The organism is Siphonobacter sp. SORGH_AS_0500, from assembly GCF_002838835.1.
GTDB lineage: Bacteria > Bacteroidota > Bacteroidia > Cytophagales > Spirosomataceae > Siphonobacter.
On sequence record NZ_NHPP01000017.1, the window covers coordinates 47884 to 70595 of the forward strand.

General features: G+C 45.4%; 16 protein-coding genes and 3 tRNA genes. 11 read left to right on the forward strand and 8 right to left on the reverse strand.

All coding sequences use genetic code 11. The features are described 5' to 3' along the window. Positions 1-75: 75 nt before the first annotated feature. Complete coding sequence (locus BWI96_RS17535; protein WP_309707983.1) at positions 76-3432, reverse strand: TonB-dependent receptor; 3357 nt, start codon at positions 3430-3432, stop codon at positions 76-78. A gap of 617 nt (positions 3433-4049) precedes the next feature. Here BWI96_RS17535 and BWI96_RS17540 point away from each other — a divergent pair. From BWI96_RS17540 to BWI96_RS17555, 4 genes are all read left to right on the forward strand, one after another. Further along, positions 4050-5198 (forward strand): cysteine desulfurase family protein, encoded by a 1149-nt coding sequence (locus BWI96_RS17540; protein ID WP_106637833.1) that lies wholly within the window; start codon positions 4050-4052, stop codon positions 5196-5198. Between the two features lie 279 nt (positions 5199-5477). Beyond that, positions 5478-6899, forward strand: coding sequence for a TolC family protein (locus BWI96_RS17545; RefSeq protein WP_232793787.1), 1422 nt, complete (start codon positions 5478-5480; stop codon positions 6897-6899). Between the two features lie 115 nt (positions 6900-7014). After that, positions 7015-10245 (forward strand): efflux RND transporter permease subunit, encoded by a 3231-nt coding sequence (locus tag BWI96_RS17550; protein ID WP_106637883.1) that lies wholly within the window; start codon positions 7015-7017, stop codon positions 10243-10245. 5 nt (positions 10246-10250) lie between these two features. Next, positions 10251-11372 carry an efflux RND transporter periplasmic adaptor subunit gene (locus BWI96_RS17555; RefSeq protein ID WP_106637884.1) on the forward strand — a complete coding sequence of 374 codons (1122 nt, stop codon included), beginning with the start codon at positions 10251-10253 and terminating at the stop codon, positions 11370-11372. A 64-nt stretch (positions 11373-11436) separates the two neighbouring features. Here the strand turns inward: BWI96_RS17555 and BWI96_RS17560 are convergent, their stop codons facing one another. Continuing rightward, a complete protein-coding gene (locus tag BWI96_RS17560; RefSeq protein WP_106637835.1) occupies positions 11437-13032 on the reverse strand; it encodes a hypothetical protein in 1596 nt (531 codons plus the stop codon). 647 nt (positions 13033-13679) lie between these two features. Next, complete coding sequence (locus BWI96_RS22985) at positions 13680-13805, reverse strand: hypothetical protein (protein ID WP_255400708.1); 126 nt, start codon at positions 13803-13805, stop codon at positions 13680-13682. A gap of 634 nt (positions 13806-14439) precedes the next feature. Between BWI96_RS22985 and BWI96_RS17565 the strand changes: the two genes are divergently transcribed. The 4 genes from BWI96_RS17565 (at position 14440) to BWI96_RS17580 (ending at position 17178) form a co-directional block, all read left to right on the forward strand. Beyond that, positions 14440-14670, forward strand: a complete 231-nt coding sequence (locus BWI96_RS17565) for a hypothetical protein (RefSeq protein ID WP_106637836.1) — start codon at positions 14440-14442, stop codon at positions 14668-14670. A 141-nt stretch (positions 14671-14811) separates the two neighbouring features. Further along, the gene (locus tag BWI96_RS17570; RefSeq protein ID WP_106637837.1) at positions 14812-15177 is read left to right on the forward strand and encodes a hypothetical protein; all 366 of its coding nucleotides are present in this window, start codon (positions 14812-14814) and stop codon (positions 15175-15177) included. After that, positions 15150-16364: a VCBS repeat-containing protein gene (locus BWI96_RS17575; protein ID WP_106637838.1), complete on the forward strand. Its 1215-nt coding sequence runs from the start codon at positions 15150-15152 to the stop codon at positions 16362-16364. The genes BWI96_RS17570 and BWI96_RS17575 overlap by 28 nt, the downstream gene beginning before the upstream one ends. Before the next feature lie 67 nt (positions 16365-16431). Then, entirely contained in the window at positions 16432-17178 is a 747-nt protein-coding gene (locus BWI96_RS17580; RefSeq protein WP_106637839.1) for an Ig-like domain-containing protein, read from the forward strand. A 68-nt stretch (positions 17179-17246) separates the two neighbouring features. On the opposite strand, the gene BWI96_RS17585 is transcribed toward BWI96_RS17580, so the two are convergent. Beyond that, positions 17247-17600, reverse strand: a complete 354-nt coding sequence (locus tag BWI96_RS17585) for a DUF4180 domain-containing protein (RefSeq protein WP_106637840.1) — start codon at positions 17598-17600, stop codon at positions 17247-17249. A 221-nt stretch (positions 17601-17821) separates the two neighbouring features. On the opposite strand from BWI96_RS17585, the gene BWI96_RS17590 reads away from it, so the two are divergent. The 3 genes from BWI96_RS17590 (at position 17822) to BWI96_RS17600 (ending at position 21023) form a co-directional block, all read left to right on the forward strand. Then, on the forward strand, positions 17822-18301 hold the full coding sequence (locus BWI96_RS17590; RefSeq protein WP_106637841.1) for a hypothetical protein: 480 nt from the start codon (positions 17822-17824) through the stop codon (positions 18299-18301). 319 nt (positions 18302-18620) lie between these two features. Next, entirely contained in the window at positions 18621-20558 is a 1938-nt protein-coding gene (locus tag BWI96_RS17595; RefSeq protein WP_106637842.1) for a tetratricopeptide repeat protein, read from the forward strand. Positions 20559-20588: 30 nt separating this feature from the next. After that, positions 20589-21023 carry a hypothetical protein gene (locus BWI96_RS17600; RefSeq protein WP_106637843.1) on the forward strand — a complete coding sequence of 145 codons (435 nt, stop codon included), beginning with the start codon at positions 20589-20591 and terminating at the stop codon, positions 21021-21023. Positions 21024-21151: 128 nt separating this feature from the next. Here BWI96_RS17600 and BWI96_RS17605 read toward each other — a convergent pair. The 4 genes from BWI96_RS17605 to BWI96_RS17620 form a co-directional block, all read right to left on the reverse strand. After that, a tRNA-Glu gene (locus BWI96_RS17605) sits at positions 21152-21223 on the reverse strand. A gap of 40 nt (positions 21224-21263) precedes the next feature. Next, positions 21264-21337, reverse strand: a tRNA-Arg gene (locus BWI96_RS17610). Positions 21338-21372: 35 nt separating this feature from the next. Further along, positions 21373-21449 (reverse strand) — tRNA-Arg (locus BWI96_RS17615). Between the two features lie 95 nt (positions 21450-21544). Further along, positions 21545-22687, reverse strand: coding sequence for a C40 family peptidase (locus tag BWI96_RS17620; RefSeq protein ID WP_106637844.1), 1143 nt, complete (start codon positions 22685-22687; stop codon positions 21545-21547). Positions 22688-22712 lie beyond the last annotated feature (25 nt).

Sequence of the window (22712 nt, forward strand, 5' to 3'; positions counted from 1 at the left end):
CCTGACAGAACAAAAAATTCATAACTGTCAGGTCTTTCTAGAGGTGGTCAAATGTCAAATTATGATGCTAATCTACTAAAACAGGTAACGTAAACCAAATTGCATGCTCCAGGTAGTTGCCGTCGTCGTAACATTTCTGAACGGAGTGGTAGGCAACATGGTCTGGCCGTTTACAGACACCGTGTTCATCTGGAATGTAGGAACACCAGCAGTAGTTACAGCTGATCTTCTTAACACGTTGTTAGAACCGGTAATTAACTCCTGCTGGATGCCCCAGTTGCTGTTTAGGAGGTTACCCACGTTCATGATGTCCAGGCTAAACTGGAGGCTGTGACGCTGCTTGCCAATGTTCGTGAAGATATCCTGTAACAAACGGAAATCGAAGTTATTAACCCAGGGCAGTAAACCTGCGTTACGACTTACATAGCCGCCTTTGCTATCACGTAATACCTGCACATTGTTCACGTACGTATCGAAAGCTTCGCGTTGTTGCTCTGCGGTGAAAGTTACACCGTTTGAAGTGAACGTAGCAAAGTTTAACTCTGAAGCACTGTTAGGGACGTATAACAGATCAGCTGAGATCCCATCACCGTTCAGGTCACCGTTGTACTGGAATGAGTAACGGCCCCGATTGGCACCATTGTAATATAAGGTGATTGTAGTAGCCAGGTGTTTCAGGTATTCGAAACGGTAAGAAAGGTTACCCACGATACGGCTTGGCAGAGCGTTGCTAGACGTGTAGAGCGTCAAGTCGTTCGGATTATTGATGTTCGGGCTGCTTCCCCAGGCCGAGCTTGCGTTAGATCCTGGGTTGTCCGAAATCGTTTTAGCCGATGTGTGTGAATAGAATAAAGATCCGTAAAAGCCTTTCGTCTGGCGAAGAGTGACCCCAATCGTTGCATTAAACGAGTGACCTTTCGTAGTGTTCGTTAATACACTACCTGCGTTACCACCTAGGCGATTGTTATACGTGTAAGAAGCTGCATTAGGATAGAAATCACGCGTGTCGCCTGAGTAAGCCATCTTCTGCGTAGCCGCCTTGCGGTTGGCTCCAAATTGGTACACGCCCTGAAGGTCTTTCGTATACATCAGGTCAGCCGTGATTACGAAGGGAGTTCCTGGAATTACGTAATCAGCACCCAAACTGCTTCTCCATACTTGTGGCATTTTGAAGTTCCGGTCTACCAGAGCTAAGCTGCTGGGGACACCCGCATTGGGGTTCTTGATGAAAACATTTTCACCACCCGCCGGAGGATTATTCAGCCAGTAATATTTGTCAGGTTGGAAACGGATGTTGTTAATCCATCCTGAAGAAGCAGCGTAGCTACCAGGTTCGATTGTGTTCTGGATCACACCCGAGTTAGAGGGCATGTTAGTTAACCAAACGAAGGGCACACGTCCGGTAAAGATACCCGTTCCACCACGAACAACGAAGCCACCGTCTTCTTTCACGTCATAACGGAAACCGATACGGGGAGACAGCATAACGCGGGCTTTAGGCCATGAACCCGTGCTGTAGGTGCGGGGCTGTCCGTCCGTTCCTAGTAATTCCAGTTGGTCCACTACGGTGTTTGGCGTCAGTTTATTCAGGAACATGGGTAACTCCGCACGCAGACCGGCGGTTAAAGTCAGCTTTTTGTTCACCTGAATTTTGTCCTGAATGTAAGCGGAAGGTAAGCCGTATTTCGCCGGAGCATAAGTATCCTGACCCGCGTAAGGATACGTCAGGGCAAATTGAATAGGAGCTTTTTCATTAGCAGTTCCCGTAGTCAGGAAATCAGCAACGGAAGCATAGCGGTAATAAGAGGTACCAGAACGCAGGTATTGGTTACCGAAGCTTTGGTACTCGAAGCTAACCCCACCCGTGAAGTTGTGCTTGCCCGTTACATAGGTCAAGTTGTTCGTGATGTTGATGTTATCGTTCAGAACGTCATTGCCATAGGTGAACAGTTCGTAACCAGCCGTAATGTAGTTCACATAGTTGTTAGGATAACCCGTTCCGTCGCCAATGTCAATCATTGGAAATTCAGAACTTGGAGACGTACGTACCGACTGGATACGGCTGTAGGTAGCCAGGAACTGGTTGGATAGCTTGTTCGTGATGGAGCTGTTTAATTCAGCAGTCAAGGAGCGAACGATGTTTTTCTGGGTGTACATCGTGTTCGCGAAAGCCATCGATAACTGACTTACCCGGTTAGCTGTAGTGGAACGAGGGTAGGGGCCTGAGTTACCGTTGACAAGCGAAGGAGTGCTGCTTTCAACCTGGTTGTAACGAATGGCCAGTTTGTGTTTATCGCTAATGTTCCAGTCTAAACGAGCCAAAAAAGAGGTCGTTTTTTCGCTGTTATCGTTTGCATAATTTTCGTAGGCTCCTGGATCATAACCCCATTGGTTAATCAGGTGGTTACGAACAGCTTCCAAATCCGAACGACGCACACGAGTAATATTCTGATCGGGGTTGGAGGCTCCGTTTTCAGAAGCTTTCCATAAGTTAACTGCACCGGAAGCAGCACCTTTGTTTTCAATGTGCTCGGCGTTAACGAAGAAGAACAGCTTGTTTTTTACCAGAGGACCGCCTAAGCGGAAACCAATCGTACGAGCCGAAGAAACAGGTTTTTCAATGGTAACATTACCTGATTTTGAGCCTACCTGATTTTGGGTTCTCCAGAATGTGTAAGCAGAACCCGAGAACGTGTTGGTACCTGAACGCGTTACGGCATTGATCCCCGCCCCTGAGAACCCGCTCTGACGAACGTCATAAGGAGCAATGTTCACCTGAACTTCGTCGATAGCATCGATGGAGACCCCACCACCACCGGGCAGAGGGTTTCCATTCAGACCGAAACCGTTGTTGAAGTTGGCTCCATCAATCTGATAGTTGTTATAACGACTATCGCGGCCACCGAAGCTGTTACCGTTAGACTGGGGAGTCAGACGGGTAATGTCCGAGATGTCACGGCTTACGGTAGGAAGTGTAAGGATTTGACGAGCATTAAAAGAGGTAGCTGCACCCGTACGCTGACCCGTGAAGCCATCGCGGGTTCCCTGGATAGTTACTTCAGTTAATTGCGTACCTCCGTCAGACAACTGAATGTTGACGGTTGCCGCAGCACCCAGGTTAGCGAAAATATTGGTAGCCGTTTGTTCAGCATAACCGATAAATGATACCGTCACTTTGTAAGGACCACCTACCCGAATAGTGGGCAAGTTGTAAAGGCCTTCGGAGTTAGTGGTGGTACCATAGCGGGTTCCTGATGGTTCGTGAATAACGATCACGGTGGCACCAGGTAAATTTTCGCCTTTGGTGTCTGTTACGCGGCCATTAATAGCCGAAGTAGTAACCTGAGCATAGGATTGATTGCCAGTGATGATGAACATCAGCATCAGAGCAACTCCTAAGACTCCAGATAAAGGTAAAAACTTCCTCATCATGAAATTTGGAATTTAGTTTAAATTGAACTTTTAGTAGTGAGTGGAAAGAAAAATTTGACACAAATAAACATAGGAATTTGTCTTTTTTCAAGTCTTAATTTGATATGTACACTTTAAATATTTTTAATAATGTTCTGATCTGTAACAATTAGCCACTTTGGTATTGAAAAAGAACAATTTAGTGAATGTTAAATAATCGTTAAGTTTGCATAAGATATACTGTTGTATTTTTTTTATAATGGATGTATCCTCTAGAACCCTAAATTTCAATTTTTAATGAATTAACTGGGAAATACTAAGTTAGGAAGAAGAAAACTTTATAAAAGGATTAAAGCCCTACGGTAAAACAATCTATAAGCCTGGCAGCCATTCAGGAATAGATTACTTACAAACTATTTGGTAATTGATCCATATGCCAAATTTTATACCATAATTCGCTGACGTATATTTATATACGAATTAATTCTTAGGGTTACTGGTAGTTTATACCACAGGAGATGCTTACCATAGACTTGTAATAAAATCAAGGCATTACTAGTTGCTCATATTATATTTGTGGTTCTGTTAACCAACCTAATCCGGCAGGTTACATCATGCTTTAGCAGGCATCCCCATCTATGAAAAGAATTTATCTTGATAATGCAGCCACCACTCCGCTGGATCCGGTGGTTCTGGAAGAAATGTTACCCCTGATGCGGGAACAGTTTGGAAATCCCTCGTCTATTCACGGTCATGGACGGGTGGTTCGTTCGGCCATTGAGAAAGCCCGTAAGAAAGTAGCGGAATTACTGAATACGTCTCCTTCTGAGATTTTCTTTACCTCTGGCGGTACCGAAGCCGATAATACTGCGATTCGGAATACGGTACTTTCCAAAGGCATCAGACATATCATTACCTCGCCCCTCGAACACCACGCCGTTCTGCACACAGCCGAACATCTGGAAAAGGAAGGGCTGGCGAAAGTATCTCTTGTGGAACTGGATTCGAAGGGATATGTGGACTACGCTCATCTGGAAGAATTACTAAAAACAAACGAGCCGAGTCTGATTTCCTTAATGCATGGGAATAACGAAATTGGTAACTTACTGGATCTGGATCGGGTAGGGCAACTGGCAACGGAGTATAAGGCTCTGTTCCATTCTGATACCGTACAGACGATGGGCCATTACAAGCATGATCTTCAGCAGTTGAAAACTAATTTCATTGTTGGAGCGGCTCATAAATTCCACGGTCCTAAAGGGGTAGGATTCCTTTATATGCAGGCAGGAACTAAAATTCCTCCCTTCATTCACGGTGGGGCTCAGGAACGCAACATGCGGGGCGGTACCGAAAACGTGTATGGGATTGTAGGGCTGGCGAAAGCTCTGGAAATTGCTTACGCTGAAATGGCCGAGCACCAACAGCACATTCAGGGACTAAAAACTCATATGATGGACCGTTTGAAAGAGGCGATTCCCGAGATTGGCTTTAATGGTGACCCTGAAACGTCAGAGCAAAGTTTATATACGGTGCTGAATGTAAGCTTCCCACCGACTGCCGATAGTGAGATGTTGTTATTCAATCTCGACATTGAAGGTATTTCTGCGTCGGGCGGTTCTGCCTGTAGCAGTGGGTCAGACGTAGGTTCTCATGTATTGAGAGCGTTGAAAGCCGATCCTTCGCGTCCGTCCGCCCGGTTCTCTTTCTCCAAGTACACAACGAAAGAAGAAATTGATACCGTTGTTGACAAACTGGCGGTGATTATGGGCGTGGAAAAAGTTAGCTAGATTTTTATAAATAGTATCCTAGAAGAAAACCTCCCGGCAGTTACTGCCGGGAGGTTTTCTTTTTATGAGGTCAAGCTGTCATCCTGAGCGAAGCGAAGGAGCTTACCTGAAGATGAGAAAGCACTTTCGGAAAGTACATACGGCATTTAAGTAATGTTAATCCATAAATAACAATTTAAAAATTTGGAATACCTCAGGTAATGCATTCCAAAATGTTTCCAGAATTGGCCATTTGCTTTGTACACGTCGACCGAGCAGTTAAAACGTCGATGTTTGCGTATGAATGGTCTTCCTCTCCAATTATTCCGTGCCCGAAGTTTTCTTTTCAAACGAAAGCCTAGGTTCATTCTTTATGTATTGATGGGCACCCTGCCCGTTTCGGCTCAGGTGCAAACGCTCTCGCAGGTATTAGACCGCAGTGTAAAGCAGTTTCCGTTTCTGAAATCCAAGCAATCAGAGATGGAGAGTGCTCAGCAGCGAAAATCGGCGGCTCTAACCGAACGGTTACCTATTCTGACGGTTCAGCATCAGTATAATTACGCCACGAATAACAGCATTACCGGTTCGGTTTTTAATACCGAAGGAACCAACGTCGCTATTTCCGGTGGCGTTCGGCCTGAAAATAATTATGAAGGGGTCTTCGGCAGTTTTACAACGGCAGTAGCCGAATGGCGGCTCATCAACTTTGGTCGCGTGAAGGCCAGCATTCGGGCCGCCGATGCCGAAGTGACCCGTGCTCAAGAGGATTATCAGAACGAAATCTTCCAGCATCAGATTCGCGTATCGGATGCGTATCTGGCTTTGCTGATTAATCAGAAACTCGTTGACATTCAGCGACGCAACCTTGATCGGGCTCTCACGTTCAAGCAAATTGTGGACGCTGGGGTCCGTTCCGGCATGCGTCCGGGCGTAGATAGCTCCCTGGCCACAGCCGAGGCTTCCCGAGCCCGGATTTTATTACTTGAAAGTCAACAGCGGGAACAGGTTCAACGCCTCCAGCTTTCTGAATTAACGGGTCTGGTTGAAGATCATCTTCAGATCGATAGCCTTCGTTTTTATACCAGCTTACCCGCTTCACCTTCCGCTAGTGACAGCCTATTCTTAAATCATCCTGCCTTACGTTTTCAGAGGAGCCAGGTAGACTGGGCCACGGCCCGCAGCATTGCGACGCATCGTTCGTTATGGCCTACTATTTCGCTGGTGGGAGCAGGTTGGGCCAGAGGTTCGGGGGTTCAGAACAACGGCGATGTATACCGAACGGATGTGTCGAATGGGATAAAATATCAGGTTGGTAACTACCTCTTTGGCGTTTCGGCCCGCTGGAATCTAACCAATGCCTTGCGAATCAAGCGGGAATACCGGAGTGATGTAGCCCAAACGGAACGGTTTCAGCATTTATACCAAGAACAGAATAACCGCCTACAACGACTGACGCGAGAATCAGAAACGCAGTTTAACGTCGCGATGGAACAGGCCCGTCAGGCTCCGGTACAGTTGCAGGCTGCTCGTCAGGCGTATCATCAGGCACAGGCTCGCTACAAAAACGGGCTTGCGGATTTACCCACGGTTCTCCAGAGCTTCCTGACCCTTAATCGGGCTGAAGTCGACGCGTACGTAGCCAACAGCAACGCCTGGCGTTCCCTGCTACGCATCGCCGCCGCCGAAGGAGACCTCTCTCTCTTCCTAAATCAAGTAAAATGAGTTTGGATGTTTTGAGTTTGGGGTTTTGAGTTGGAAGTCAGCCAAGTAATAACTCAAAACCCTAATGGCAACCGCTCGAAACTCAAAACCCCAAACTCAAAACGCGAAACAAGCTATGCATCAACTCATCAGATCTGCTTTACGAAAGCCTGTGGCAATTGTGGTGGCGGTGGTGGGGCTACTGTTTTTTTCAGTACTCTCGCTTCGTACCATTCCTGTCGACATTTTTCCTGACCTGGACTTGCCGACCATTTATGTGGTGCAACCCTACGGGGGGATGGCCCCCGACCAGATGGACGGCTTTATTGCCACCCGTTACCAGGATCACTTTCTCTACGTGTCCGGTATTAAGGATGTAGACGTGAAAACCATTCAGGGTTTATCCCTCATTAAGCTTCAGTTTTATCCCGGCACGGACATGGCACAGGCAGCGGCAGAGGTTGCCAATAACGTGTCGAGGGCGAAAGCCTACATGCCCGAAGGCACCGTACCGCCACAGGTCGTTCGTTTTGATGCCAGTTCTGTTCCGGTGGGGCAGCTGGTGTTTGAAAGCGAAACCCGTTCGCTGAATGAAATTCAGGATTATGCTTCTTCACGGGTGCGTCCGATGTTCTCGCGGATTGAAGGCGTATCAAGTCCGCCGCCGTTTGGGGGTAACCAGCGTACCATCGTCGTTCGTGTGGATCCTAAGAAAATCCAAAGCTATCAATTAACGCCTGAAGAGGTTATTAAATCCATTGTGAGTAATAACCAGCCTTCGCCCGCAGGTAACATCCGGGTAGGAGACAAGGCCGTAATGACGCCCGTAAACTCGCTGGTGAAGAAGCCCGAAGACTTTCTGAATATTCCCATTCGCACAGGCTCTGGCCCTACGGTTTTTATGCGGGACATCGGTACGGTGGAAGACGGAGCAGACGTAACGGTGAGTTATGCCCTCGTCAATGGTCGTCGGGCGGTATACATTCCGGTCGTTAAAAAATCGGATGCTTCGACGCTTCAAGTCGTTACCAACCTGAAAAATGCTTTACCCGAAATTCAGAAATCCGTACCCGAAGACGTAAAGATTTCCTATGAATTCGATCAGTCCGTTTACGTAACCAATGCTTTGAAAAGTCTGGTTACCGAAGGGGTGCTGGGGGCTTTGCTAACGGGTTTGATGGTATTACTCTTCCTGCGAGATTGGCGAAGTGTAATCATTGTAGTATTAACGATTCCCATCTCAGTCATGATTGCGGTGATGATGCTGAATCTGTTCGGGCAGTCCATTAACACCATGACGCTTTCCGGATTAGCTTTGGCCGTGGGGATTCTGGTCGATCAGGCCACCGTTACCATTGAGAATATCCACCAGCATCTGGAAATGGGGAAACCCAAAGCCGAAGCGATTTGGGACGCATGTAAGGAAATCGTTTTCCCGGAATTCCTGATTCTGTTAGCTATTCTGGCCGTATTTGCCCCCGCCTTTGTGATGACGGGCGTACCGAAGTCCATGTTCTTGCCCTTGTCGCTTTCCGTGGGTTTCGCAATGATCGCTTCCTTTTTATTGTCACAAACGCTGGTTCCGGTGCTTTCTAATTGGTTATTGAAATCCCATCCTGAACACGAAGCTCCAACGATGGCCCTGGACAGTCGGGAAATGCACTCGGTTATAGAAGAAGACCTGCATCCACCCGTTCCTGAAAGCGGCTTTGATCGCTTCAAGCATCGCTATAGCCGTTTTCTGGAAAAGCTGGTGCAACGCCGCAAGTGGGTAGTTCCCGTTTATTTGATTGGAAGTATTGCGTTGATTGTGCTGTGCTTTCAATGGTTAGGAACGGACATCCTACCGCATGGGAATAGCCATCAGTTCCAGATGCGATTGCGGGTGCCCGATGGAACACGGGTGGAACGAACCGAAACGGCAACGCTGAAAGTGCTGGACCTTATTAAGGAAGCCGTCGGTCCCGAGAACCTCGAAATTTCCTCGGCTTATGTAGGAACGGTGCCTTCGAGTTACGGTACTTCTAATATTTTCGTCTTTAATAGTGGCCCGCACGAAGCTGTAATGCAGGTTTCTCTGAAAGAAGATTATCACGTAAAAATGGATAACCTGAAGGAAGAACTGCGTCGGAGAATTGCCAAAGAGTTACCCAACGCACGAATCTCTTTCGAACCCATTGAGCTGACGGATAAAATGATGAGCCAGGGGTCGGCTACACCAATTGAGGTAAGCGTGGCAGCGAAAGACCTGAAAGAGGCCGGACGTTTCGCAAATCTGATCAAGGCCAACATGCAGAAAATTGATTTCCTGCGGGATGTGCAAATTGCCCAGCCGCTGGAATATCCGGTGTTGAAAGTAACGATGGATCGCGAGCGGGCCGGACAATTGGGCGTAACCTCTTCGCAGGTAGCCCGTTCGATGGTGGCGGCCACTTCATCAAGCCGTTTTACCGATAAAAACCTCTGGCTCGATGATTCGAAAGGGCTGGCTTACCAGGTGCAGGTGCAGATTCCAGAGTATTTGATGACTTCGGCGAATGAGATTGGAAATATTCCGCTGCGGTCAGGAGAAATGCATCCGGTCTTATCAGATGTGGCTCACTTTACCGAAGAAACGGCTCCGGGTGAATACGACCGGGCGGGGCCTAACCGACTGGTAACCATTAACGCCAACCTCCAGAACATTGATTTGGGGACGGCTCAGAAAGCGGTACAACAAGCCATTAAAGACGCAGGCGAGCCGCCTCGTGGGGTCATCGTGGAAATGAAAGGCCAAACTCAGTTATTAACCGACACGTTGTCGGGGTTGCAAACGGGTTTGATGGTAGCCATTGTGATTATCTTCTTATTACTCAGTGCTAATTATCAGTCGCTGAAGTTATCCCTGGTCATTCTATCAGCAGTACCGGCGGTAGTAGCAGGTGCGTTAGTCATGTTGCTGGTCTGTGGGGCCACGCTCAATTTGCAATCGTACATGGGATTGATTATGTCCGTCGGCGTATCCGTAGCCAACGCCATTCTGATGGTAACCAATGCGGAGAATTTGCGGATATCCCTGGGTAATGCCCGCCGGGCCGTTATTCTGGCGGCGGGTAGCCGGATTCGTCCCATCCTGATGACCAGTATTGCCATGGTGGCGGGTATGTTACCCATGGCCTCGGGTCTGGGTGAAGGCGGCGATCAGATTGCCCCACTTGGTCAGGCCGTGATAGGGGGCTTGGTTGCCTCGACGCTGGCCGCTCTCTTAATTCTCCCTTGCGTGTTCACGCAGGTGCAGGCAAAAGCTTCTTTACAGTCGGTATCACTGGATCCTGAAGATCCCGAAAGCAAATATTATAAACTTCAAGCTCAGGAGGAAATCGCATGAAACGCATGAATTATTGGCTAATTCTTCCCGCCATAGCCAGCTTATATGCCTGCACACCCGCAGGTAGCGAGAATAAAAAAACGGAAATGAAAGCGGCGGCACCCGTAAAACTGGAAATGACCGAAGTTCGGGAAATGCAGCCGAGTAAGAACGTAACCCTGCCGGGTGAACTATTACCCTGGAATCGGGTGAATCTTTACGCGAAAGTGAAAGGCTTTGCCAGCCAGGTCAAGGTAGATCGGGGTACCTGGGTTCGAAAAGGACAGGTGTTGGTTCAGCTTGACGCCCCCGAAGTACTCTCGGAAGTCAACCAGGCTCAGGCTCAGGTGCAGGCTCAACAGGCAAATCTCATCCAGCAGCAATCGAAATACCGGGCCAGCCGCCTTACCTATCGGCGTCTGGTTGAAACCAATCGAGTGGAAGGGGCCGTTTCGCTCAATGAAATCGATCAGGCTCAGTCGAAGATGGATGCCGATAGTGCTCTGGTGATGGTGGCTCAGGAAAGCGTTCAAGCCGCCAAAGCCAATCTTCGCAGCAAACAGGATTTAAAGCAATACCTAACGATTACCGCTCCGTTCGATGGCGTGATTATCGAACGGAATATCAGTCCGGGAGCGTTGGTGGGAGCGGGCGATGCCGGAAAACCTTTGCTCGTGCTGGAGGATACCCGAACGCTACGGCTAACCGTAGCCATTCCCGAAGCATACGCGAATCAGTTATCTAAGAAAAGTCCAGTAGAGTTTATGGTAAACGCCATTCCTGAGCGGATTTTCAAAGGCTCACTGGCCCGGAGTGCCGAAAGCCTGCAACAGGACAAACGTTCAATGATGGCTGAATTTGACATTCCCAATGCCAAAGGAGAACTCAAAGCGGGCATGTATGCTCAGGTGAAATTACCCGTCGAGCGTTCGCAGGCGACCTTATTCGTACCTAAAAGTTCGGTCGTTACTTCATCCGAAAAAGTATTTGTTATTCGTTTAAATGGCGATAAAGCTCAGTGGGTAACGGTAGATACGGGTAATACGCTGGATAGTCTGATCGAAGTTTTTGGAGACGTAAAGGCGGGAGACGTATTGGTTAAAAAAGCCTCAGAGGAAGTTCGGGACGGCCAAACCATTCAAAAATAAATTTTTAATTCAAGCAAAAAGCCTCGACTCAAATCATTGAGTCGAGCTTTTTGCTTGGGAAAGGTTACTTACAGAAATTATCAGATTCAATATTCAAGCGGTAAAATGTCACCTTTAATAAGGTATCTCGCTGGGTTAATGGCCAGCCGATGGCAGGGTTAGGAGTAGCCCGGAACCGGTAGCGTTTGCCTATTTCCAGTTTGTTGGAGGCTACTTGCCGAACGGTACGTGTTAAAGTAATCAGGTCACGCCAGGTATCGGTGCCTACCACCTGATATTGAACGTAGAGATTAGCAGGAAGTTTGGATTCATCTACTTGTTTACCAGCAGGACACTTCACCACCAATTCGACACTTAAAGTGGTTGGAGGCGTTTCGAAACTTATCGGAGCAACAATTGTCCGGCCATCACACAGATCCACAGGAGCCGAGGTGTAGATCGGTGTCGTCATGTCGCCGCCGTAGTAGTTATTCGCTCGGAAAACCTGAAGACGAACGGTTTTCTGAACCAATCCAGAGAACGAACGCTTCGAACCATTGTTGAGGTCCAGATAGGTTTCCAGCACGGGTTGGTTGGTTGCTACATCTATCAGTTTCGCATAGTAAAGAATATCAACGTTTTTCAGGTTGGTCTGAAACTGGAAAGTCGGCCCTACTTCACAAACAGGCTGTGTTTCAGCCAGTGCGTAATAGCTAAAATTGGAAACCTGAGTTTTGATGAAGAGCTTATTAGTGGAAGCATCTTTCTGAATGCGAAGCGTATTTTGACGAACCCAAATGTTGCGATTCAGGTCATAACGCCAGAAAGGAACTACATCTCCTTCTTTCACCAACTGACCGTTTAGCAAACGCTGATTCCCTATTAATTCAACGGTCACTTCGGCATTACCCGTTGACCCCTGAATAACCTGGCCGCCCGTGGTAAAAGCATCTAATTGGAAATAAGCCAGGCTTTGAAAAAGGAAAGCCGAAAGTTTGCGATCACTTTCGTCAACAGCATTATAAATGGTTTGCGTATGACCAGGTAAATACGTGTTGGCCTGGGTGGGATTAATATAATAAAGAGCCGCATTAACTTCACCCGTCAGGTCGTTACCTGCCAAAGTCTTTAACTCCAGATTATCCGGTAATGCCCATCGTGCTTTCGTTCCGGTTCCTGTTAAATCAGGCGTTTGCAGGGTAATAGAACGACCCGTATACGTTTGCTGCGTGGCTGATACACCGAAAGGAGGCTGATTGATATCAATAAGTTGAACCGTTTGGCGAATGTTGGTATTATCGGACATGTTAATCCGGGTCAGCTTACTTAAGTAGCCTTCAGCCTCGGCCAGTACAGAAAGTTTTACCGGATCCTGGGTAGTTGGCAGGTGATTGGGATCAATAGACAACCCTAACAACCCTTCCGAGCTGGGCCTGATCACTTTGCCACCCGTCAGGTTTCTGATGCGTTCGGCATCGTCTCCAACGATAGCAATTTTCAAATTGCTGGGAATTTTCTCCGCTGAGGAGGCATTGGCGTTGGCGTACTGGAGTAAAACGGTAGCTTCAGTACGCGGATCTTTAAACTGAAAATCGATATCCTTAAAAGGATTGGCACACGCATAAATTAGCGTCAGTAATGCGAGGCAGATCAGGGAAGGGAAAGAGTAGATTCGTTTCATCTTAAGATTTTGGCGGAAACCTTGATTGATTGAATATATACGTTTCTCTTTATCTCAAGGGTGGGTAGTAGGCTGAATAGTGTTGTTATTGAGATAAATATAAAGAAAAAAACTAACGATTGACCCACTTTGATTATCATAAAATATCAGACCACCAGATTTTGGTAACCGTATGGAATCATGGGTATAACGTAGTACTTGGAATGAGCAGGTATAATCAGTTAGGAAAATAAAAAAAGAAACCCCCAAACATCCGCCAATGTTTGAGGGTAACAAGTTTTGCAAGTATTCGTTAATACTTAGTTCTACTTGTACTAATAAAATTTTTTAAAATATCGGGCCATTCGTAATACAACTACCTAATGAGACGAAGCGTTCTCGATATGTGGAATAATTACTTCACATTAACTAGTGAAGAGTAAGTTAAGTAGCAGAAATAGGACATATTTTTAGTAGTAAATATATATATGATAGGATTAATTGAATATTTGTACAATAACTATAGTCTATTTTTCTTGGTCAGAAATGTTGAAATAAGGGAGTGGAAGCACTATTGCTATCCAATGTATGCAATGGCTACTGATCTACACGTGCAGACTTTTTGAAGCCTGAGTAGCGGGCATAAACTACCAACCCTATTCTATATACTAATTCAAAGCTGGATCCACCTTTGCCCAGATTATTAACCCCGATGCGATAGCCGGGTTCAAGCCCAAAGCAGTCAGGTAATTGGCTAATGCATACAAAGCAAAACCCGCAGGAATCCCCTGCATGACGTAGAGGTAGAAGAAAGTAACGTACCGCAGCCATCTTTTTTCAGACAGTATAAGTGGATAAGCACCTGCCTCAACCGGGGAACTATATACGTATACATAAAAATGACTAGTTATTATCCAGTTTTATATGAATATGGTTCTATAATATGGCTGTATCTAACATGGTTTGGCAGTAGGAGGGTAATGAATAATAGCTTTGTTGAATGATGTAATGTATTAATCAGTATTACCCAATTAATCAGACTGGCTCAGTTGAGCGATCCATTGAAAAGTCCGATAGCTAAGCCGCTTAGGATTACAAGGGCATAGTGTGGAAAATACATCCAGTTTATGTCGAAGTAATAAGGATGCCATTCCGCTACCTACCAACGTGGCCCGACCAGCTTTTTCGCTGGTGGCAACTACTTGTGCCGTGAAGATAAATCTAAGGCAAAAGGGAGGCTATGCCACTACCAGCTTTCCGCCGGTACCTATTACTTGTCTCAAGATGATGGATTTCATAGCACTGAGTTAGTGCTGGCAGTGATTGAAAAGTCATGCAAAAAAGCATGAACAATTAGTAAATTATGGAATGTTTTTTTTCGGTTAAATCCTGCTAGGTACACCCCAAATTTTAATACATTCATCAGACATGAAAATCAGAACGCTTGCTTTTGCTGGATTATTCTTTCTATTAAACGCCTGCGACTTTTCTCCTCAAGAAAAACAAGAAGTAAAAAATCAGGGATTCCCCGAGATTAGAAATCCCGAAACGGCTGCTCCTACCACTGGAGCCACGGGCGAACCTACTAGTCCTACGTACAACGAGTCAGATTCTCTAATTCTGCCTGAACCTCGTCAGGATACTTCAGATTTGAACTGAAGCCATGACGTTTATCGGTAAGTCGAAATTAGAGCAACTTTAGTGGCCGAAATTGAGGAGAACGTCCCTTCTAGGGATGAGCCAATAACCATTAGCCTACATTTAACCTACCTTGTCAGAGCTAATGAATTATTGAAATGTATGCCTTCCCTTTTTCATCTGTCCGCCAGTGTGGCCGCTTTCGCCTTTATTTTCACGAGCAATCATTTAGTTCTTACGACGGAAGACTCGCCTGAAAGAGCTGTGACAGATACGAGTGGTCGGTATCTAGCGGAAAAATACTGCCAGAGTTGCCACCTTTTCCCCGAACCAGAGTTACTCGACAAACAGACTTGGGCGAAGGGTGTACTGCCGTACATGGGGTTACGCCTGGGAATCAAATCTCATATCAACCCTTACCACGGGTTATTTGCCGAAGAAAAGCAGCGATTGCAGGAAGCCGGGATTTATCCCGAAAAGGCCCTTTTAACCAAAGCGGAATGGCGAGCATCGTTAACTATTATGTGAATGCCGCTCCCGAACGTACGCTTCAACCCCTGAAAGTACCAACGGCTCAAAAGAACCTTCCGCTTTTTGAGGTAAAGGAAATTTCTTGGCAAGACGAACACTTGCCTCAAACCACACTCTTGCATTACGATACGCTTTCCTCGCGTTTCTATTTAGCGGATCGACAGAAGCAAGTAACGATTCTGAAATCCAATTTTGAGGTAGAGCGAGTCATAAGCCTGGACAGTCCGGCGTCGGCCATGCGGGTAAGTAAGGAGGAAGACGTGCAGGTATTAACCACTGGAACACTCAATCCTTCGGATCTTTCCATAGGTAACTTATTGAAAATTAATGCTGATGATAAGATCGAAGTACAATTGCATTCACTGCCCAGACCCGTTGATTTTGTAGAATGTGATTTAAATCAGGACGGTAAAAAAGACGTAGTGGTCTGTGGCTTTGGCCATAATCTGGGAAAATTGTTATGGATTGAAAGTTACCGAGAATCCCACTCCCAGGAGCACGTACTTCGAGCCTTACCCGGAGCCCGAACTGCGGTAGTGAAAGATTTCAATGAGGACGGTAGACCAGATATCATGGTATTAATGGAACAGGCTCAGGAAGGAATTTTTTTGTATGAAAATCAGGGGAATGGACACTTTCTGGAGCGGGAAAAGCTACGCTTTCCACCTGTTTATGGCACCAGTTCGATGCAGGTTGTTGATTATAATCAGGATGGGTTTGATGACCTATTAATAACCAATGGTGATAACTGGGATTACACCAATATCCTGAAAGCTTACCACGGCGTTCGGGTGTATTTGAATGACGGAAAAAATAATTTTAAGGAAGCCTTATTTTATCCTCTGTACGGAGCCAATCAGGCCATTGCAGCCGATTTTGATGGTGACGGAGATCTGGATATAGCCGCTATTTCTTTTTTTCCAGATTTGCTCAATAGTCCTGAAAAAGGGTTCATCTACCTCGAAAACGAAGGAAATATGCAGGTAAAAGCCTATACAACGCCCGAAGCCGTCAGTGGAAAATGGTTAGTGATGGAAGTCGCCGATTACGATCAGGATGGCGATCTGGATATTCTGCTGGGTTCGCACGTATCTAATATGCTGGATTTTACTACGCTCACGTTGCAGGGAAAGGAAACGTTTCCTCAAATCCTGCTATTAACCAATCAACGTGGTGCTCAATAAAATCGGCTTAAACATTACTGTTTTCCAAAGGTTTATATACGTACTCTCTACTTTTAAATCATCTGATATGAAACAATTACTTCTGGTTATAGCCCTGGTGTGGGTGTCAATGGCTTGCTCGAAAAAAGAAAGTGCTCCGGTTAATATCGACGCAGCTACACTGGAGCTGAATTATGATGAGCAACATCAGTTTGTATTAACCCAGGGCAGTAATACGCTGAACGCAAACGATTATACCTGGGCTTCCAGTAATACAACCATTGGCCAAGTCAGTGCTTCGGGTGAATTTACTGCTAGTCGAATCGGAGAAACCACCGTTACCGCAACGGCTAAAAACGGTGGTGGAATCATTGAAAGTAAAGTGACGGTAGTACCTTATTATAGTTTTGGAACTGAGCCTTCTTTTAGTTTAGGCGGAAGTAAAACGGTGGTGAAGAGTTATGAAAAACGTACGTTAGTAGCAGAGACAGACAGTACCTTAGATTATCAAGGGGAAAATAATTCAATCAACGGGGTTAGGTATTACTTTGATAATGCTGCCTATAGCGAATCATATTTGTTCTACATGCCAAGTGTTACATTACTACAAGCCCAAACCTATTATGATGAACGATATAGTTATCTTGGTAATATACAAGATCAAGGATTGACTTACAATGTTTTTTCCATTACGAATACAGTAGGAGTAGGAGTTACGAATGTCTCAAACCAAGGATGCGTAGCTGTTTATTTGCCGATTAATTCGGGAGGAAGAATCCCTGCAAACTATTTGAAAGCAGCAGCCAATCGCATTCGATCTGGAGGAATTAAGTAATATTGATAGAAAAGCTGATAAAGCCGCTATTGACGAAATCAATAGCGGCTTTATCGTTTATGCTTTCGTCAAAAAGCGTCGGCTAGTTTTTCTTTCGATTCTAAAAAATTAACGTGTTTGCCTTTGTTACTTTCGAACATAAAGTCTTTTAAACTTTTACTTTCATACGCACCGAAATCGCCGATAATAATCAGTTGAACACGATAGGTTGAAAATTTCTGAAGTATTTCTCCGGCCAGTTTCGTTTTTAAGTCAAAAAATGCAGGAGTTATATTTTGGGCATGAATAATAACTTTATCGAAGCCCTGGTAATAGATGTTTCCCAGTAGATCGGTGGCCTCTTCCAGAGTAGTAATAATCAGATCATCTGAAATGATTTCAGCAAATTCGGTTTGATTGATTTTGATTCTTTCCAGTTTCATAGAAATGAATTTAAGAGACGCTTTTACGCAGTAAAGGTAAGGAAGTGCCTGTTATTGGAATGATTCATTAGGGCACTTCAGTAGCTAAAATGCCCTATTCAGCGTCTAAAAGCTGGTTTTGGGTAAGTTCTTTTTTCATGACATTCACTCATCCCTCACCTTTGTTACGAACCAAACGGCAAAGCACCTTTACAGGTAGGAAGTCGAAAATTTGAAAAGCCATGAAAAAACTCATTTTAGTATTCGGACTGATGGCAGGAGCCTTTCTTGTACAGGATAGTGCTGCTCAGGTAAATGTCAATGTAAATCTGGGAAGTCAGCCCGCCTGGGGACCAACGGGGTATTCGTACGCTCAGAGCTATTACTTGCCTGACATTGACGTTTATTATAACATTCCTCAAAAGCAATGGACTTATCAGGACGGCAATCGTTGGGTAACCGCACATACACTTCCGGCTCGTTATCGTGCCTATGATTTATACAGCGGACATAAAGTGGTTATTAATGAAGCAAGACCTTATTTAAACCACGCCAAATACCGCAAGCAATACGCCTTTTATAAAGGTCGCCATGATCAGGTCGCCATTCGTGATGGCAGAGATTCAAAAAACCGCTGGGATGATCGAAAAGATCGAAAAGAGGATCGCCACGATTCTCGTAAAGATCGGGATCGTTGGGAGGGAAATCGTCGTCGCGGCTAAACAAAAAAATCCCTGGTTTAAACGCCGGGGATTTTTTGTTTATATCACAATAAACAAAAAAGCCTGACACTTTTCAGTATCAGGCTTGCCAGTAGTCCGTGCTGGGATTAATTGACGACTATCATAATTGTCTGTTTATTAATAAGTATATATCAATTTTCTCAATTCAAGGTTAGTTTTTAATGAAAGAGGTTAAAATAAGATATGTTTTTTATTTATGGTTAGGAAGTGCCCTCTAAATTCAGGTATATAAATTTTTTTCTAAACAAAATTCAGCTAAATTAAGAGGGTATTAACCCTTAACATTCTTTACTTACCTATGCCGCCTGTAAACACTATTCGCATAGAATCAAACGGCTTTATTGTACTTGAGAATGATAAGGGTGAGTTGATTTCCATAGACCCTTCTAATGATACTCTCGCACTTGAGCAGCTTCGTAAGCTATCGCGTTTTCAATTAGATAGCTTATTACAGGTTGTAGATACTGAACAAAGAGTTGCCCTCTTTGAGGTTGCCTTACATCAGATAGCTGCCGAAAAAAATATTTTAAAAGGAAGTGTATCTAATGTACAAACAGTAACAATTGGAGATGTTATTCATATCCACTACACTCCTGTACCCTCTATCCCCAAAGAGCTAACGAGCAGAATCCCCCGAATTCAGGAGGATGAAATCATTGGGCGTGGGGAAGATTTACAGGAATTGCATCGACTTCTACATCAAACCAGGAAAGTGGTGCTAGTAAATGGACTGGGAGGGGTTGGCAAAACGACCTTAGCACAGGTATATCTAAGTAAGTTCTATGAAGACTATCAGCATATAGCCTGGATAACTCAAACTTCTGATTCTTTCGGGGTGGATTTAATCAATGAGGCAGATTTACTCAGAAATCTGGCCATTGAGACGGATCAAGTAAATGCTGAAACGTTGATTAGGGAGACCTTACGAAAGCTCAAAGCCATCCCGGAGCGACCTAATCTGCTGGTGGTTGATAATGCGGAGCAATCTTTTTCCGAATATGTACATATGCTTCCGGGCCAGCCTAACTGGCATGTATTGATAACGTCTCGGGAAGAGATTGAAGGAGTGCATGTAAAACCGATTGGATTTCTAAGTGAAACGGAAGCCATTGCTCTGTTTCGAAAACATTATACCCGTCAGAAACTCAGTGAGGAGGAAATAAGCGAGTTAGTAGTGTTGGTTGATTATCATACGCTGACGATTGAGCTACTGGCCAGAACTGCTCAGGTCCAGCGGTATGATCTGGCGACGTTGAAGATCGCCATTGAGCAGAATATGCGGGCAAATGTAAAAACGGCTCACAGCCAGATGCAGTCGATAGAGAAGGTGGGCACGTACCTGGAGGCGTTATTCGGGATTAGTTCACTAAGCGAGGGCGAGCGTTGGCTATTGACGCAGTTTGTGTGTTTACCGGCAGAGTATCATAGTTATGCGTTATTGGAAGAACTATTAATCAATGAGACCAGTGAGTATGCCGCCGAATTTTCCGAAACGCTGGACTTTCTAAGTAAGAAAGGCTGGTTGCTTCAGGATGGAGAATTGGATGGGTATAAGATGCACCGGGTGGTAGCGGGTGTGGTGAAAAAGCAGGTGTCATTTGAGGAAGAGCGGGTTCAGCCATTATTGGAAAACATAACAAAAAAGCTGAGTATTGATGACACACGAGATAACCCGGTTGACAAATTCAAGTGGATTCCGTTTGGTACGCTGTTGGTGGAGTTATTCAAGGAAACAGGCAGTATTTCCTTGTCAAATCTGCAAAATAATTTGGCTGTGGTGTTACAAGATTTGGGAGCGTATGAACAGGCCCGGGTGTTGCTGGAGCAAGCGGTAGAGTTGGATGAGTTGAATTATGGGAAAACACACCCGAGTACGGCCATCAGTTATTCGAATTTAGCTCTGGTGTTACAAGAGTTGGGAGCGTATGAAGAGGCCCGGGTGTTGCTGGAGCAAGCGGTAGAGTTGGCAGAGTTGAATTATGGGAAAAGACACCCGAGTACGGCAAGAAGTTATTCGAATTTAGCCCTGGTATTGAAAGATTTGGGGTATTACGTACAGGCCTTAATGTATTCCTCTAACGCTCTATGTATTTTTATTGACTGCTTACCAGAAGGCCATCCTTATATTGAGACGGCTGCTGAGAATTATAGGGCTATAAAGGAATCATCTGAATCAAACAACCATACGAATGGAACCCATTTATTAAGACGGCTGCTGAGAATTATAGGGCTATAAAGGAATTATCTGAATCAAACAACCATACGAATGGAACCCATTAGTGTAATAGTTTCTGCGGCCTTCGGGTATATTCTGAAAGGAGCCGCTCAGAGCAAGGCTGCGGACACCGCAAAAGAAGAATTAGTAACGGGCTTCTGGAACTGGATTAAACCGTACCTTTTGGAAGATGTGCCTGAACTCGAAAAACAACCTGAAGAAGCAGAAACAGAGGTAAAAACCGAAGAGAAGTTGTTGAAACTAATTCAGGATGAAAGCTTTTTCGAGGTACTGGCTGAAAAAGTGAATGCAATGAAGAATTCAGGAATTCGGGAAAAAAATATTGCAAAAGGAAATATAAGTAGAGTCAAAAAAATAAGAATAGGGGACAAAGTTTATAATCCTGATGAATTTTATAACCGTAAAAATATTGTGGAAGGTGATGTAAGTGATGCTGATGAGTTTATTCTGGGGGATGGGCATTAAGGTGCTAAGCAGTTGATCGTTTTTAGCGGCCGCCGCTGCGGTAGTCAATAGATTATAAAACAAGAACAGGCTAGAAATCTAGTTTCTAGCCTGTTCTTGTTCACAGCGTTTGCAAGCAAAGCTTTTCGTAGTCCGTACGGGAATCGAACCCGTGTTTTATCCGTGAAAGGGATACGTCCTAACCCCTAGACGAACGGACCGTAATCAGAACCTTCAAATTTCTAAGAAACTTTCCGGTAGTGGTCGCGTAGGGATTCGAACCCCAAACCTTCTGATCCGTAGTCAGATGCTCTATCCAATTGAGCTACGCAACCGGTACTTATGTCTTTTGTAATGCCTAAAATTCAGGTGGTGGTCGCGTAGGGATTCGAACCCCAAACCTTCTGATCCGTAGTCAGATGCTCTATCCAATTGAGCTACGCAACCTATTTCCCTTTCTGCCAGCGGCGTGATTGGGAGTGCAAAAGTAGCAATAGAAGCCCCCTTTGTCAAGTTTATGCTCAAAGGTTTTTAAAAATATTTTACTTCTTGCTGAATTTCAGGGCGTTGGTATAATGATTAATGATTCGCTTGGTTCGGAGGTAACGTCCTACATTGAACTCATCATAATGGTCAGCCGAAGGATCGATGCTATTTACCATGACAAAATTCGAGGAATGAATAAACTGATTGTTTCCGATCCACATGGCTACGTGAACGACTTTCTCCGTACCGTCCTCATTGACTTTCCCAAAAAATAATAAATCTCCGGGCCGAAGCTTCGACCAGTCCTTGGTCGTATCCACCAATTCTCCTGAATTTACCTGTTGTGAAGCATCACGGGGCAACTGGACACCGTTGAGGAAATAAACGGTTTTGGTAAAGCCACTGCAATCCACGCCTTTGAAGGACGTGCCACCCCAGAGGTAGGGCAAACCCATGAGTTTTTTAGAGGTACTTACCAGCGAGGATTCGGATATCTGAACGGAAGACAACCATTCCTCGTAGAAACGGGCATCGGCTTTGCGAATAAAGGCTTTTCGACCATCAGGGTAAGCGACCTCATAAAAAGCTCCTTTTTCGCCTTTGTAAGCCACTAAATCGCCCGCAACGATGTCGGAGATGGTTGATCCATCGGCGTTGGCCTCAGCGTAGCTGAAACCGTAAGGCGTCAGGTAAATAAGTTTGCGGGCTTTCTGCCAGTTTTCAACCTCTGCAGGCGTAGCCAGAAAAATGGCCCCCTGATCTACCCAGGAAATGTATGCATCGGGCGTTTGCACCCGTAGCCAGCTTCCTTCTTTTTCGTATACGTTCAGTGGTGTGCCGAGTAATGCCTGCGTGGCTAACTCCGCCGAATGCTTGGGGGCGGAGCGGATGTTGCAGACCGACACATTGACAATGGCCTGCGTTTTCTCGCCCACAGCGGCGTTGGGTAATACCTGCATTTCGTCCACCAGACTCGGTTGAACGGCTTTTAGTTTCTCTACCAACGCTTCGTGAGCTACAGCACTGCTGGTTTTGCCCGTTAATTTATCGTCCTCTGATACTTCAGCCTCAAAGATAACGGTGCGTTTATCGGGAGCGTAGGTTTTCTGAACCTGAGTAATGATTTCTTTCATGGATACATGCTGAGCCATTGCCGATCCAACCAGCAGGCAGAAACTCAGGGTTAATAGTGATTTCATTCGTATCGGTTAGACTAGAAACGGA